The sequence below is a fragment of the uncultured Mailhella sp. genome (assembly GCF_905187505.1).
Taxonomy (GTDB): domain Bacteria; phylum Desulfobacterota; class Desulfovibrionia; order Desulfovibrionales; family Desulfovibrionaceae; genus Mailhella.
This window is the reverse complement of the sequence record NZ_CAJJIC010000049.1, coordinates 1-14,891: the sequence shown is the minus strand read 5'-3', so window position 1 is coordinate 14,891 and position 14,891 is coordinate 1. Positions and strand designations below refer to the sequence as shown.

General features: G+C 64.8%; 10 protein-coding genes. 7 read left to right on the top strand and 3 right to left on the bottom strand.

What is annotated here, in order from left to right; genetic code table 11:
- Window positions 1-551: 551 nt before the first annotated feature.
- Entirely contained in the window at window positions 552-1,118 is a 567-nt protein-coding gene (locus QZZ60_RS06280; RefSeq protein ID WP_295639379.1) for a hypothetical protein, read from the bottom strand.
- Window positions 1,119-1,130: 12 nt separating this feature from the next.
- On the bottom strand, window positions 1,131-1,901 hold the full coding sequence (locus QZZ60_RS06275; protein WP_295639376.1) for a PD-(D/E)XK nuclease family protein: 771 nt from the start codon (window positions 1,899-1,901) through the stop codon (window positions 1,131-1,133).
- 673 nt (window positions 1,902-2,574) lie between these two features.
- Between QZZ60_RS06275 and QZZ60_RS06270 the strand changes: the two genes are divergently transcribed.
- The 6 genes from QZZ60_RS06270 to QZZ60_RS06245 all read left to right on the top strand — a co-directional run bounded on the left by QZZ60_RS06270 (window position 2,575) and on the right by QZZ60_RS06245 (window position 13,241).
- The gene (locus QZZ60_RS06270; protein WP_295639373.1) at window positions 2,575-4,737 is read left to right on the top strand and encodes a glycosyltransferase; all 2,163 of its coding nucleotides are present in this window, start codon (window positions 2,575-2,577) and stop codon (window positions 4,735-4,737) included.
- Window position 4,738: 1 nt separating this feature from the next.
- Window positions 4,739-8,455 carry a polysaccharide pyruvyl transferase family protein gene (locus QZZ60_RS06265; RefSeq protein ID WP_295639370.1) on the top strand — a complete coding sequence of 1,239 codons (3,717 nt, stop codon included), beginning with the start codon at window positions 4,739-4,741 and terminating at the stop codon, window positions 8,453-8,455.
- 174 nt (window positions 8,456-8,629) lie between these two features.
- Window positions 8,630-9,661 (top strand): GHMP kinase, encoded by a 1,032-nt coding sequence (locus QZZ60_RS06260; protein ID WP_295639368.1) that lies wholly within the window; start codon window positions 8,630-8,632, stop codon window positions 9,659-9,661.
- Between the two features lie 609 nt (window positions 9,662-10,270).
- Entirely contained in the window at window positions 10,271-10,924 is a 654-nt protein-coding gene (locus tag QZZ60_RS06255; RefSeq protein WP_295639365.1) for an SIS domain-containing protein, read from the top strand.
- Window positions 10,924-12,063, top strand: coding sequence for an HAD-IIIA family hydrolase (locus QZZ60_RS06250; RefSeq protein ID WP_295639362.1), 1,140 nt, complete (start codon window positions 10,924-10,926; stop codon window positions 12,061-12,063). Before QZZ60_RS06255 ends, QZZ60_RS06250 begins: the two co-directional genes overlap by 1 nt.
- A gap of 302 nt (window positions 12,064-12,365) precedes the next feature.
- Window positions 12,366-13,241, top strand: coding sequence for a glycosyltransferase family A protein (locus QZZ60_RS06245; RefSeq protein ID WP_295639359.1), 876 nt, complete (start codon window positions 12,366-12,368; stop codon window positions 13,239-13,241).
- A 278-nt stretch (window positions 13,242-13,519) separates the two neighbouring features.
- On the opposite strand, the gene QZZ60_RS06240 is transcribed toward QZZ60_RS06245, so the two are convergent.
- Window positions 13,520-13,681, bottom strand: coding sequence for a hypothetical protein (locus QZZ60_RS06240; protein WP_295639356.1), 162 nt, complete (start codon window positions 13,679-13,681; stop codon window positions 13,520-13,522).
- 433 nt (window positions 13,682-14,114) lie between these two features.
- On the opposite strand from QZZ60_RS06240, the gene QZZ60_RS06235 reads away from it, so the two are divergent.
- On the top strand, window positions 14,115-14,753 hold the full coding sequence (locus QZZ60_RS06235; protein WP_295639353.1) for an outer membrane beta-barrel protein: 639 nt from the start codon (window positions 14,115-14,117) through the stop codon (window positions 14,751-14,753).
- Window positions 14,754-14,891 lie beyond the last annotated feature (138 nt).

The window sequence follows — 14,891 nt, the reverse complement described above, 5'->3', positions numbered from 1 at the left end:
CCCGCCGTTAAACGCAGCGGGCGTCGTGCAAGTCCCGCGTCCGTACAGCGTGTCCCGAGCTGACGGGCGCTCGCGTCACTCCGGCATCGGAAAATGTCACAGACGGGCGCTCGCGTTGCTCGGGCGTCGGTGTCGTGCGGCAAAAAAATATCCCTGAGCGGGTCGGGCCGCGCCGTGCGGAAGGAGGAATAAGCGCGCGTCGAGGGCCCGACCCGGGCAGGGGTTGTCATCATATTCAGAAGCGATGATACCGCGGAAGCGCCCCGCACGCAATCAAGTCCCCGACATTTTGCCGGGCACATGGCGTTTTGTTGCCGAAGCGCGGAGGAGAGATGCGAAAAGGCGCGTCGTGCCGCCGTGTCCGCAAAAAGGCGGCCGGGGAGGGCACCGCAAACGGCAGAAAAGGCGCGGATTCCTGCATCCGGGCGTTGCCGTCCGGGGCGCCCTTCGGACGGATCGCCTTTTGACGCCCCGTTTGACGCCCTGCGTGGCGCACCCGGCTGTCGTTTCCCGCCCGTCCTCCGGGCAGGGCAGACGCGTCCGGGCTTCGATCAGGACTCGGCAAGTGCCTTTGCCCACGCGTCCAGCGCGGGATGGGCGCGCATGAGCGCATCGAGCGAGGCCGCAACCGGCCCTTCCAGCGCGGAGGAGAAGTCGGGAAAGCTCTCCGCAAGCGCCTCGGCGGACACGGAGAAGGGGAAGGACAGTCGTTCTTCCTTGAAGAAGGTCAGAATTTCCGCCCCTTCCGGCATGGCTTCCAGCGAGGAGAGCAGCTCGCCGAGAGGCCGCTTTTTCGTGACCGCGTCGCTGAGCTGAAGCGCCCAGGCAAGTCTGCGTCCGTCGAGCGCCGTGGCGTGGGCCATCCAGTAATTGTCGTCGCCGGGCCAGATGAGCCGGTAGCTGACGCGGTTTTCCTCCGGCCACCCGGCGGGGTAAATGAGGATGTCCAGAGGCTGACAGTTGCAGTTCCAGCCGTCGACGCCCTGAAGGTATCGGATGACGCAGTGATTGAGCGTGGTTTTCAGCAGCGTGTCGCACGTGTCGACGGCGTTTTTCATTTGAAGAAAGGCGTCCAGATTGCGGATGACCATTCTGTTCAATTCCGTGGAAGTTTCCATGCCTGCCTTCCTTTACAGCTTGATGACGCGCAGACAGAACTGCCGGATGATTCTGTCGGCCATGGAGTTCTGAAACCGGGGATGCTCCTGCCCGAGCCGGGAGAGCACGCCGAGAAGCGTCATGCCGGTCTGCTTCCAGCTCAGCGGCAGAACGCGGCTGCTCTGGCCCGCCCGCGCCTCCGGCGTGAGAAAAAGACACGCGCCCCGGCGTCCGGCCTTCTTTCGTCCCTCCAGCCACTGCCGGTAGCTTTTGAGCTGCTCTCCGTGCTCCGGAGCGTATGTTTTGACTTCCATGATGACGTCCGCCGACGCGGAACGAAGAAAGAGATCGGCGCGACCGCTCCGGCCGAGCGGCCATTCCGTAAAGACTTCGTAGCGCTCATGCAGAGGCAGGGAGCGCGCGTCCTCGTCGTCGGGAAACATCGTCCGCACAAGGCCGAGAAGTTCGCGCAGAAAAACGCCTCCCTGACCGTGATCGGCCTGCGCGTCGAGAATCCAGGCCAGCGCTGCGCTGTAGTGCATTTCGTTGTGACGCCGCGTGATGTCCCACACGCTGACAAGCTCGCCCGAACGCGACGCCTGATGCTGAAGTTCCCGCGTCTTGTGAAGAAGATTCCCGCAGCGCTCCCGCAGCGGCGCTTCGTCGTCCTGCGGCCGCCACGCCGTGAAAAGCTCGTCCATGCGTCGCGCCTGCGCCTGCGCAAGCGTCCCGCGCCGTTCTCTCCATGCCCGCAAAAGCGCCTCGCAGCGCGCGGTCGTTTCGGCGGAATCGTCGTCTTTCATGAAACGTCCCCTGTTGCGGCGACCGTTCCCCGGTCGGAAAAGGAAACCATCATGCTCCGCATCATAGAGCAGCTTTCGCCGCGGAACAAGAGAAGGGCGGCCCCCCCCCGCGTTTTCCTCCCGGCGTCCGCGTTTCCTCCGCGTCTCCCGTTTCTCCTCCGTTCCCCGCCCCCGCGCCCCCGCGTTCCGTTTTCATGGGGCAAGGGAGGCATTCGGGCATGATTATCATTGTATTATCATGCAAAGTCTTCTGTAGCTGAGGGGACGGGAGCATTTCCGCCCCGTTTTCGGACGCGTTTTGCCGCGTTTTTCGGCCCGGGGAACGCTTTTTTTTTCCCGAACGCGGCGTGCGGAGCGCAAAAGAAACGAAAAACGCACGGACATGACCTCTCAACCTCAGAAAAAGCGGGAGCGGCACGGCCTCATGAAGATGTTTTCCACAGAAAAGACGATGTCGGGCATGACGCAGGTGAAGAAATGCCGTGTTTTCGGCCATACCGTCATGTGTCGGGAGAAGTCGCCGGACAGATGCAAGATTCGCGTTTTCGGCGTGAACACGTTCATGCGCACGAAACGGGACGGAAAAAGGACGTATTACCTTTTCGGACTCCGCCTTTTGCGTACCGGGGGCGCGTCCGGCGGACGCCGTGATCCTGTGACGCGGATTTTTGCCGTGGAGCGTTCCGAAAGAGGCCTCATGCGGGTGAAGAAGTGCCGTGTTTTCGGCCATACCGTGGTGCGCCGGGAAAAGTCGCCGGACAAATACAAGGTGCGCGTGTTTGACGTGAACACCTTCATGTGGACGCGCCGCGGCAATCAAAAGACGTACTACGTCTTCGGGCTTCGTCTGCTGCGCCGCAGAACCGGGCCTGCGCCCTTCGACGCGGAGGCGCTTGCCGCCGCGCCCGCGAGGGAGGAGGGCGTCGTCTTTCCCGTTGCGGAGCATCCGCTTGTGTCCATCGTCATTCCCGTGTTCAACCAGGTCGGGTACACGAAGAAGTGCCTGACCAGCGTGCTGGAGAACATGGGCGACGTGCCCTGCGAGATCATTGTGGCCGACGACGCCTCCACCGACGACACGCGTCGTCTTGCCGAGTACGCGCCCAACGTGACCATCGTGCGCAGCGCCGTGAACCGCGGCTACATACGCAACGTGAACGACGCGGCGGCTCTTGCGCGGGGGCGCTATCTGTACTTTCTCAACAACGACGTCGTGGTGCGCGAAGGCTGGCTTTCCGCCCTTGTCGAGGTGTTCGAGACGCATCCCGACGCGGGCGTGGTCGGCTCGCGCGTGGTGCATCCCGACGGCACGCTTCAGGAATGCGGCGTCTGCACCTTTGCCGACGAGTTCAAGACCTGGATCGTGCCCGATCCCGGGCACGGCATGTACGCCTGGCTCCGAAAGACCGACTACGTTTCCGGCTGTTCGCTCATGACGCGGACGGATCTGTTCCGGCAGGTGGGCGGCTTCGACGAACGCTTTTCTCCGGCCTACTGCGATGATCCCGACTACTGCTTCGAGGTCGCCCGCCGCGGCTTCGGCGTATACGTGCAGCCGCGTTCGGTCATCGTGCATTTCGGCAGTCTGTCCTATGAGAACAGGAACGTGGCGCTCATGGAGCGCAACAATCGACTGCTCCGGGAGAAATGGGCGTCGTTCTTCGCCTCAAGAACCGTCTTCGCCCCGGAAAAGATGCCCTTTTCCGGCAGGATGCGTCCCAGAACCATTCTTGTGGCGGACGACTTCTATCCCGAGTTCGACCGGCATGCCGGGGCGAGAACCGTGTTCGAGTTCATGAAGACCTTTCTGGCCATGGGGCTGTGCGTCAAGTTCTGCGCGCTCTTTGCCCCTGAGCGGCAGGAACCCTATGCGTCGCTGCTCGGCGACATGGGCGTGGAAGTGCTTTCCCGCGACGACGCCCGGGCCCTTGTCGATCACGGGCCGTTTCTGAACTACGCCTTCTTTTCCCGGCCGAACGTCGTGGCGCAGTTTCTCACGAAGGCGCTCATGGCGCGCGGCGTGGGCGTGTTCTACTACGGGCACGACGCGCATCATCTGCGCATGGAGCGCGGACGCCGACTCACCGGAAGCCCGGACGAGGCTGAAATTCTGGCCATGAAGGAACTGGAAGTCGCGGCGGTCTCATCGGTGACGGCGGCCTGGTATCCCTCGGAGGAGGAAGCGGCGTATTTCCGTGCTCTTGCGCCGGGGGCGAACGTGCGCGCGATCACGCCGTACATGTACGATCTTTCCGCAATGCCGGAGCACGCGCCCTTCGGGGAAAGCGCGGACATCGTGTTCGTGGGCAGTTCCCACGGGCCCAATCTCGACGGTCTGCGCTGGTTCCTTGCCGAGGTCATGCCGCAGCTTGAGCGTCTTGCGCCGGGCGTGGTGCTGCACGTGGTGGGTTCCGGCGACTTTTCGGACGCGAAGAAGGAGGCGGGCGCGGCGAACGTGCGCTGGGAAGGCGCGCTTTCCGACGAGGAGCTTGCCGCGCTCTATGCCCGGGTGAAGGCGGCCGTGGCGCCGCTGCGTTTCGGCGCGGGGGTGAAGGGCAAGGTGGTGGAGGCGCTGGCGCACGGCGTGCCGGTGGCGGCGACCGTGACGGGCGCGCAGGGGCTGGACGAAACGCCCGCCGTGGCGGCGGCGGAAGACGCGTCTGCCATGGCGGAGATCGTGGCCCGGCTGTGCACCGACGAGGCGGACTGGAACGCGCGTCATGCGTGCTGCGCTCCCTTCGTGGCCGAACGTTTTTCCCGCAGGAGGGCGGAAGAGGAATTTTCCCGCTTCATGAGCGCGCAGCCCGTGCCCAACGAACTGCCCGGAGAGTTTTGACATGGACATTCTCTATTTTTCTCAGATACGCCTGCTGCCCGAGGGACACGGCAACATCGCCACCGTGCGCGAGTACGTCGCGCGTCTGCGCAGGCTCGGTCACCGCGTGCACTACGTGCTTCTCAACGAGCTCGGTCAGCACGGCGAGATTCTTTTTCTTTCGCAGACGCTGGTGGACACGCTGGACGTCATCGAGGACGCGGCGCGGCCCGTGCGCGACGAGAAGGGCTATTACGTCTTCGACACGCGCTATTTCGACGGGCTCGGCGAGAAGGTGCGCGAGCTGTGCCTTCGCTACCGGGCGGAAGCGGTGATATGCACCTACATTTTTCATTCCCGGATTCTGGAATTCGTGCCCGAGGGCGTGCTCAAGATCATCGACACCCACGACCGCATGACCGACCGGCATCTGTTTCTTCGTTCCCACGCCATCCGCGACGAGTTCTTTTCCTGCACGCGGCAGGACGAGGCGCGCTATCTTTCCCGCGCCGACGTCATATGGGCGCGCCGCGACGAGGAAACGCGCTTTTTCAACGAGATCACGCGCTCGGACAAGTGCGTCACGGTGTCGCATTTCGACGCGCCTCGCTATCTGCCGGAACAGCGGCCGCGCACGCGCTGCGCGGGCTTTCTCGCCAGCGACAACGAGGTGAACTACGCCATGGTGAAGGACTTCGTGCGGGCCTTTGCCGCCAGGTTTGAAAAGGAGCCGATTGCCGTGCGCTTCGTCATAGGCGGCGGGGTGCGTGCGTTTTTCGAGCGCGACGGCCTTTCGCTGCCGCCGGGCGTGCCCGTGGAGCTTCTCGGCCCGGTGCCGACCACGGAGGACTTTTACCGTTCGCTTGATCTCGTGGTGGTGCCCGTGACCTTCGGCACCGGGGTCAACGTGAAGATGGTGGAGGCCATGTCCTTCGGGCTTCCGGTTCTGTCCACGCGCTGCGGCATCAAGGGCATGGCGTCGGAATCCTTCTGGCACGGGGCCGAAACCATGGACGATGTCGTGGAGCGGTTCTGGAAGCTGTGGAACGACGATGCCGCGCTGATTTCTCTGGCCGCTCTTTCGCGCAGTCTCTATCAGGAATTTTTTGAAAGGAACGTGCGCGCCTTCGACGCCTGCTTCGGCAGAAGGCGTCTTCCCGAGCCTCCCCGGGAAGGCTGCTGCGGCTGCGGCGTGTGCGTGCCCTTGTGTCCCTCCTCGGCGCTGGTGCTCGTCACGGACGCGCACGGCTTTGTCCGAGCCCGTCGTCTTGCCTCCTGCACGGACTGCGGGCGTTGTCTGCGCGTGTGTCCGCTGGGCGGCCCGGATTCTGAGGAGACGGGCAGGGAGGCGACGGGCGTTTCGGCAGTTGCGGGCGGGCGGCAGGGTGCGGAAGGTTCCGCACGGGCTGCTTTTCCGCAGCGGCGTTCCGACGTTTCGGGAGCGCCTGTTGCCGACGCGGCGTCCGACGCGGCGTCCGTTGCTGCGGCCGGGGTCTTTTCCGCCGGGACCCCGGCCGGTTCTCCGGCCCCTGCCGGGGAGGAAGCGGCAGAAGAGGGCGCGGCCTCGGGAGAGGGAAGAGCGGATGCCGGAGACGTTTGCGCGGGAGCCGGAGAGTGCGGCATGACCGGAGAGGCCGGCGCGTCGACCGGTTCCGACGCGGTGTTCGGACGCATGACGGCCGCGTTTTCCTGCCGTTCTGCGGACGAAAGGGTGCGCCGTCGCTCCTCCTCGGCGGGCGTCGTGCGCACCCTGCTTGCGGACGCGCTGCCGCGCTTCGACGGCGTGCTGGCCCTGGAGCTTGCGGAGGATCTCACGCCGCGCCTTCGCCTTTTCACCAGCGAGAGCGACATTCTGGAAGGCATGGCCGTTTCGCAGCCTGCGCCCGTGCAGTATGCGGACGCGGCCGCGTTTCTCAGGGATCACGAAGGCCGGTATCTGGTGGCGGGGCTTCCCTGTCATGTGGCGGCGCTCAGGCGGGCGCGGCCGTATCTCAGGGGATCGTTCACGGCCGTGGAGCTTTTCTGCGACGGCGTGCGTTCCCTGCCGTTTCTGCGCCGCTGTCTCGACGCGCAGCGCGCGGACGGCGGCGCGTCTCCCTTCCGGCCCGGCGCGTCGGGGCCCGGGGCGGAACTTTTTTCGCTGGCGCGGCGGGAGCGGCTCTTCACGCAGGGCGCGTGCATCGACTGCCGGTGCGCCGTGACGGGCGGAGGCGACGTGCAGGTCGGGGCCATGGACGGCGAGGAGCGCGCGCCCGGCGACGGTTCCGAAGCGGAAAACCTGGTGATCGCGCGCAGTGCTGAGGGGCTGGCGCTTCTGGAATCGCCTGCCGACGTGGAGCGGCGGCGGCTGGAAACGGCGGACGTGTACGAAGCGCAGCCTGCGCTGGTGGAAAATCTCCGCTGCGCCGAAGACTGCCGTGGGGCCCTGCCCCTGCGCCGGACGCGGGCCTTCCGCCGCGATCTGAACGACGCGGCGAACGCGCGCATTGCCGAGGTGACGGACGTCTCTTCCCTGAAAAGCGTGCTGCGGCCCCGGCTTGTCGGCGCGCGGGACGAGCGTCCCTCCTGTCTCATCGTGCCGCCGGACGACGGCTGCGGCTCCTTCGGTGATCACGCCATGCTGCTTTCGCTGCTTTCCGGCATGAGAAAGCGCCGTCCCGACGTGGTTCCCGCCGTCTTTCTCCGGGAGCGGCGCGCCGAAGACGGCTTTCTCGCCGCCCGCGGCCTGAACGTGCGGCACATCGGCGCGCGGGACGACCGTCCGCTGCTCGAGCGCTTTGCCGAGGCGGCCGCAGGTTTCGATCATGTGGTGTTCATGGGCGCGGACATCCTGGACGGCGGCTACGGTCACGCCTGTTCGCTCCAGCAGTTCGCCATGATGGAAAGGGCGCACGCGCTCTCCCTGCCCGTGGACGTGCTCGGCTTTTCCTTCCGCGACACGCGCGACCCCGTCATTCTGGACGCCGTGCGTTCGGTCTCATCCTTCGCGCGTCTGCACGTTCGCGACGCCGTGAGCCTGGAACGGCTCGCCGCCGCAGGCTGTGCCGGACTCGTGCAGGTGGCCGACCTCGCCTTCCTCTTCGATGAGACCATGATTCCCGCCTCGCCGGAGCTCTCCGTCGTGCTCGATGAGGTGCGTCGTCTGCGGGAACGGGGCGGCCGTCCCGTGGGACTGCACGTCGCCGCCCTGAAGTCCGACGGCTATCTCGATTTCTTCGACCGCCTCGCGCGCGCCTTTGCCGCCGTGCCCGGCGCAACGGCCGTGCTTCTGCCCCACGACAGCCGCGTCTACGCGGACAAGCATTCCGACAGGGAGCTTCTGGGCCGTCTGGCCGCGTATTTTTCAGCCCGCGGCCTGCCCCTCCTGAACGCCGTGGACGCCTGTCCTGACGAGGCCTGCGTCAAGCGCGTCGTGTCCGCCCTCGACATGGTCGTCACCTCGCGGATGCACCTTGCCATCGCGGCCATGAGCCGCAGCGTGCCCGCCGTGAGCTTTGCCTATCAGGGCAAGTTCGAGGGACTGTACCGCTTCTTCGAGTTCGACGAGCCGCTTGTCATGAACGCTGCCGACGTCGGCGTCGAACAGCTCGCGGGCGTGATGAACCGGCTTCTCCGCTCGGACGTGCGTCCCATGATGCGCCGCTGCAACGAACGCATACGCTCCCTGGCCGAAGGCAATTTCGACTTTCTGTCGTCCATCCCGACCCGGGCCGAAGATCCGCAGGTCTCGGACGCGTGACGCACGGCCCTTGCCGCAAACGGCGCGTCTTGCCGAACTCCGGCCCATGCCCGGGCTCGCTTTTCCGGCGTCCGGGCCCGTTCATCCGGCCCTTTTCCTGCGCCGCAGGGCGCAGAAGGCGCCTGCGCGACGGCCCGGAAATCGCCGCGCAGACAATCAACGAGGCAAAAAATCATGATCGTTCGTTCAAGAGCGCCGCTCAGACTCGGACTCGCGGGAGGCGGCACCGACGTTTCCCCCTACTGCGACGAGTACGGCGGCTGCGTGCTCAACGTTACCATAGACCGTTACGCCTACTGCACCATAGAGCCTTCCGACGACGGCCGCGTGACCTTCGAGGCCAAGGACAGAAGGGAGAGCGTGTCCTTCCCCGCCGTGCCCGAACTCGACCTTTCCGGCCCTCTGCCCCTGCACAGGGGCCTCTATAACCGGATCATGCGCGACTTCTGCCCCGGCCGCACGCTTTCCTTCCGCATGACCACCTATTCCGACGCCCCCGCAGGCTGCGGCCTCGGCTCCTCGTCGACCATGATGGTGGCCATGCTCCGCGCCTACGTGGAATGGCTGCGCCTGCCCCTCGACGAATATGACATGGCCGATCTCGCCTGCCGCGTGGAACGCGGCGATCTGCACCTCTCCGGCGGCATGCAGGACCAGTACGCCGCCACCTTCGGAGGCCTCAACTTCATGGAGTTCGGCGGCCCGTCGCAGGTCGTGGTCAACCCCCTGCGCGTGCGAAAGTGGATACGCAACGAACTCGAAAACAGCCTCGTGCTCTATTATACCGGAACATCCCGCGACAGCGCCGCCATCATCGACGAACAGATACGCAATACCCGGCAGGGCAACGCCCGTACCCTCGAAGGCATGCACGAACTCAAGCGTTCCGCCAGAGAAATGAAGCGCGCCATACTCCAGGGAGACTTCGAGGGCGTCACCGCCTGCCTCAACGCCGGATGGGAGGCCAAAAAGAAAACCTCCGCCGTCGTCTCCAATCCCGCTCTGGACGCCGTCTACGACCTCGCCATGTCCCACGGCGGCCGCGCCGCCAAAATAAGCGGAGCCGGAGGCGGAGGCTTCATGATGGTGCTCTGCGACCCTAAACAGCGCTGCGAACTCGTCGACTGCCTCAGAACGACCAGCGGCTCCGTCATGCTCACCAGCTTCACCGAAAAAGGCGCCCAGGCATGGACCCTGTATCATTGAAAGCCGAAGGACAGAGAGGAAGGGGACAGGCAGGAGCAGCCGGGGCGCCGCCCCGGACCCCGCCGGGGGAAATGATTTCCCCCGGGCCCCCTCGTTTCGCCTTGCGGCTGCGCCGCGCGGCGGAAACGGAACGCAGAGCTCGACGCAGAGCTTTGAAAAGGCGGAAAGGGCAGAGGAGCGTGACGCAAAGGCCGTTTTTCAGCGCCCGGGAGGACTTCCGTTTGCAGCGGAATGACGTTTTTCAACGCTCGGGCGGGCTTCCGTTTGCAGCGCAAAGGCCGTTTTTCAACGCTCGGGGGCCCCGGGCGACGTCAGGAGCCCGGCCGACGACCGCAAGTAGGCGGGATTCACTCCCGCCGTTAAACGCGGCGGGCGTCGTGCAAGTCCCGCGTCCGTACAGCGTGTCCGGCGCAGACGGGCGCTCGCGGTACTCGGGAGAAGGGAAATGTCGACCGCAAGTAGGCGGAATTCACTTCCGCCGTTAAACGCGGCGGGCGTCGTGCAAGTCCCGTGCCCGTACAGCGTGTCCGGCGCTGACGGGAGAGGGCGTCACTCGGGCGTCGGCGTCACTCGGTCGATGGTAAAAAGGTAAAAAAGGCAGGTAGTTGCATGAAGGCAAGGGCGCTTTTGCGCGTGGACGAGCTTATGGCAGGGCATCCCGAACTTGAGGGATGCCGCGGCGACATGGTGGCGGCGCTGGAATGTCTGACCGGCGTGTTCCGTTCCGGGGGCAGGCTTTTTGTCTGCGGCAACGGCGGAAGCTGCGCCGACGCCTTTCACGTGACGGGCGAGCTCATGAAGAGCTTTGCGCTGCCCCGACCGCTGGCCCCGGATTTCCGGGAGCGGCTGGCGGCCATGTGGCCGCAGGAGGCGGAATTCCTTTTGCGACATCTTCAGGCGGCCCTGCCCGTGCAGTCGCTCTGCGGCGAGGCGGCGCTCATTTCCGCCTATGCCAACGACGAGGCGGCCGAGCTTGTGTTCGCCCAGCAGGTGCTGGGTCTGGGGCGTGCCGGCGACGCGCTTCTGGCCGTGTCCACCTCTGGCCGCTCGAAGAACGTGGTGCAGGCCGCACGGGTGGCCCGCGCCGCGGGACTGTCCGTCGTCGCCCTTGCCGGAAGGGACGGCGGAGACCTTGCCCGCATGGCCGACGTGGCCGTGGTGGTGCCCGGATCGAGCACGTGGGAAATTCAGGAGCGTCATCTTCCCGTGTATCACGCGCTCTGTCTGGCGCTGGAAGAGGAATTTTTTGGAGGTGATCGGTAATGGAAGCCGTCGTTCTTGCCGGAGGATTCGGCACGAGACTGAAAAGCGTGGTTTCCGATCGGCCCAAGCCCATGGCTTCCGTGGGCGGAAGGCCGTTTTTGCGCTATGTTCTGGATTATCTCACGGACTGCGGCGTGGATCGCGTGGTGCTGGCCGTGGGCTACATGCGCGAAAAAATCATGGAAGCGTTCGGAGACTTCTACCGCGGCGCGCGGCTTGTCTACTCCGTGGAGGACGAGCCGCTTCTCACCGGCGGCGCGGTGAAGAAGGCTCTTGCCCTGTGTCGCGACGACGCCGTGTTCGTGCTGAACGGCGACACGCTCTTCGATGTGGATCTTGCGGCCATGGCGGCCTTTAAAAAGGAAAAGGGCGCCCGTCTCGTCATGGCGGTGCGTCCCATGCGCGACGCGGGCCGCTACGGACTCATCCGCGTGGGGGAGGGCGGACGCATCGAGGCGTTCATGGAAAAGAAACCGGGGTCCGAAGGACTGGTCAACGGCGGCTGCTGTCTCATGGACAGGGATTTTCTTTCCTCCGTGCCGAAGCGCGTCTTTTCGCTGGAAAAGGACGTGTTCGAGCCCTGCGTGCGGCAGCAGGACGTGTTCGCCTTTGTTTCCGAGGGATTCTTTGTGGACATGGGCGTTCCCGACGACTATTTCCGCGCCTGCCGCGAGCTGCCCGGCCGCGTGAAAAAGCGGCCCGTCGTGTTCTTCGACAGGGACGGCACCATCAACGAGGATGTGGGACATCTGCACAGCGCGGAAAACCTCCGCTTCGTCGAGGGCATGCCGGAATTTATCGCCCGCTGGAACGCCTGGGGCTGGAGGGTCGTGGTGGTGACCAATCAGTCGGGCATCGCCCGCGGACTCTACGACGAGGACGACGTGCGCGCCCTGCACCGCGTCATGAACGCGAGGCTGAAGGAAAAGGGCGCGCACGTGGACGCCTTCTACTTCTGTCCGCATCATCCCGACTTCACCGGGCCGTGCCGCTGCCGCAAGCCCGAGCCCGGCCTTCTGCAGAAAGCTCTTGCCGACTTCGAGCTCGACCCTTCCGACTGTCTTCTCTTCGGCGACAGTCGAAGCGACCTGGAAGCCGCAGAGCGCTGCGGCGTGAAGGCCGTGCTCGTCACACCGTGACGGGGCGGCGCTCCGGCGCCTTCCGGCCGAAAATCCTGCCGCCGCTCTCTGGACAGCCTCCGGCAAAAGAGCGTAAGCATGATGGGACGGGAGACGCTGCCATGGCAGAAAGGCGGAAATGTCGGAGCGTTTCCCCTTCACGCCGAGGATCGCCGTTTCTCTCCGGGGAGCCTGTGCGGCAACGGCCGCGTCCTTCTTCCGCGCCGGAGCTCCGCCACGCGATCCGGCGCTTCGTCGTCTGTCCCGGGAGCGCCGAGTCAGCGTGAACGATTCCGAATCATCTTGTCCCAAAGAGGTTGAGCATGCCGAAAGTTTCCGTCCTCATGCCCGTATACAACACCCGTCCCGAACATCTGCGCGAGGCCGTGCAGAGCGTGCTGTCGCAGACCTTCACGGATTTTGAGCTGCTCATTCTCAACGACGGCTCCACAGTGCAGGGGCTCGAAGAGGTGGTGCGCTCGTTTCATGATCCGCGCATCGTCTATGCCGAAAACGAACGCAATCTCGGCATTTCCCGGACCCGCAACAGACTCATGGACATGGCGCGAGGCGAGTATTTCGCCGTCATGGATCACGACGACGTGTCCCTGCCCGAACGCCTCGAAAAACAGACCGCCTTTCTCGACGCGCATCCCGAAGTAGGGGTGCTCGGCTGCCAGTTCTCCACCATGGACAGGCCCGGCGTTTCCCGTCTGCCGCTGGACGACGTGACCATAAAGGAAGCGCTTCTGGTGCACTGCGGGGACATGTGTCATCCCGCCACCATGCTGCGCCGCTCCGTGCTTGTCGAAAACGGCATCCGCTACGAGGAAATGTTCAGCCCCGCCGAGGATCATGCCCTGTTCTGCCGTCTCATTCCCTTCACCCTGTTCGCCGCGCTGCCCGACAGACTCTTCATGTACCGCTCCTGGAGCGGCAACACCTCGCACAGAAGAGCCCGCACCATGGAGGCCGCCAAGCAGGGCGTGCTGTGCTTCGCCCGCAGGGACAACCCGGAACTGTGGGCCATGGCCCGCACGAAGCTCCTGGAGATACGCCGCTATCGCCTGCTCGGACTGCCGCTGCTCACCATAACGCGCACCTACAAGGAAACGCGCTGGCTGCTCTTCGACGTCATTCCCCTCTGGATGGGAAGAACCAGCCTTCCCCGCATCACGGGGCGCGAAGGAAAGGTGTAGCGCCGCGCCTTTTTCCCCGTGACGGCCGGTCGCGACGCCGGACGCCTCCGCAGATCGCTCCGAACGAAAAAAGTCCGGCCCGGAAACGCGGGAACGTGCGGCCTCGCCGCGCAGAGATGGCGGAAAGGCGTCCGCTCCCCGCGCAGGCAAAAAGAACGGCCGCACAAGGCCGCGCGCCTTTCGGAAGTGAGCCCGGAGCACGGCCCGCCCGGAAACGGCGGCCGCCCGGAAGGGCGTCATGGAAGGAAGGGCGTCGTTGAGGGAAGGGCGACGCCGTATCAGCTTTTGCCCTCGGCGTAGCCTTTGTGATAGCCGGATTTCGTGTCGCTTATGGCGTTTTCCACGCCGGCCTTGGCGCGTCCCGCCGTTTCTCCTATCCACGAGCATCCGGCCGAAAGCGCCAGAACGGTCAGCAAGACCACGGTGACGAAGCGCTGCATGGGTTCTCCTGCCTGGTTGCGGTTCTTCTCCCGCCGGAGGCTGGGTCGCCCTGCGGGAGCCGGGCGCGAATCGGACGTTTCGGAAGGAGGGTCGTTCGGCCCTGTTCCGTCGCTGCTCCGGCACGGTCACGGTAAACGCATCCTTCCGCACGGTCAAGCCGTGCTCTTTCTGCCGGTTCCGCGCCCGGACCGTAAGACTTGCCCCCGCGGAAAAAGGCGGCGCCCCGCATCCGCATGTTCCGCACATGCCCCCGAAAAAAGAGCTGCTCCCGCGCCCCGGACGCCTTTCGAAATCAGCCGCGGCAGAAAGGCGGAAGCGTTCCGCACGTGCCCGTTCCCTCGACTTGTTGACTTAATCCGCGCGCTTCTCTATCCAGAAAGAAAGATGTTTCCGGCCCTTGCGCCCTTCCTGCTTTTTAAAAGGAGATTTCTCATGAAGAAGTTTTGTCTTGCCGCCGTTCTCGCGCTTCTCCTCGCGCTGCCCTGCGCCGCGCAGGCAGGAGACACGGGCTTCTATGTCGCTCCCAAGTTCGTCGCCGGATTCCAGAATACCGACTGGAAGGTGACTACCCCCGCCGGTTCCGGCAGCAGCGACAGCACCCGCGGCATCGCCGGATTCTCCCTCGCCGGCGGCTACGATTTCAGCGTCATGTACGGCATGCCCCTCCGCGCCGAAGTCGAATACGGCTACAACAGCCGCGTCGATAAAAGCGTGCCCTTCGGCGACGCCGAGTCCCGCGTGCAGACCCTCATGGTCAACGGCTACTGGGACATCACCAACATCATGGACTTCACCCCCTACGTCGGCGCAGGCATAGGCCTCGCCTTCGCCAATACCCGCGGCAACGCCGACGTCGCCGGCTTCCACTACGGCGCCTCCGATACCGACGTCAAGCTCGCCGGTCAGATCGGCGTCGGCTGCTCCTACTTCTTTACCCCCAATGTCTCCGCTGACCTCGGCTATCGCTACCTCTTCACCGGCGACGGCGAGTCCGGCTACAACGGCTACAACCTCCGCGCCGACTCCATCAGCATGCACCAGTTCTCCCTCGGCCTGCGCGTCTCCTTCTGATCCCACCACACCCAGCCTTTCGGGAGAAGGCCCGTCCTTCTCCCTTTTTTTTAAACGCAGAAAAGGCAGAAAAGGCAGGAAAGGCAGGAAACGCAGGAAAGGCAGCGGGGCTCCGCCCCGGACCCCGGAAAGGCAATG